1 tRNA gene is annotated in these 620 nt (G+C 37.9%); it reads right to left on the minus strand.

Going from position 1 to position 620, the window contains the following annotated elements:
• Window positions 1–359: 359 nt before the first annotated feature.
• A tRNA-Ile gene (locus AC1EK4_RS11970) sits at window positions 360–433 on the minus strand.
• Window positions 434–620: the final 187 nt, after the last annotated feature.

Here is a 620-nt window from a genome sequence, read left to right on the forward strand (position 1 = left end):
AGTGGGTCAATAATAAATCGTTTTACTGGGTCTAAAATACTTTGCCAGCGTGGGTCAAATTAGTGTGGCTTTTCCAGCTACAAAGTTCGACATAAGTTCTTGAAAACGAAAGTTTTGCATGCCGTCAATTTAATAGTCATTTTCCATTCATTGCTACATTTTTTTGAGAGCCTGCTTTTGTGTAGCAATTTCTGTAGCAGAAAATGACCGAATGATGACTATCAAAAGGTATAGTTTGGCAGTCAAACGGATATGGATAAAAAACAAAAAATCGCTGTAAAACCTTGATTTTACAGCGATTACCCTTGTTTTGACGGCTAAAATGACGTGTTGTTTGACGTCCTTTTGAAACCTATTTGTGGACCAGCCTGGGCTTGAACCAGGGACCTCCAGATTATGAGTCTGTTGCTCTAACCAACTGAGCTACAAGTCCGGCTTATTCTACTGCGGAATAAGTTTGCGGATGCAAAGATACAGTGTTTCTTGGAAACAACCAAATATTTTCTTTTAAAAGAACAAATAGAGGTTCGTGAGGGGCTTCATCGCAGAGTCAACCAGCAAGTGCAAAATTATAAAACGTATTTGAAGAATTCACACTTTGGAGTAGAAAAGTTTAATTT

The sequence above is a fragment of the Prevotella sp. C0026C3 genome, from assembly GCF_056590795.1.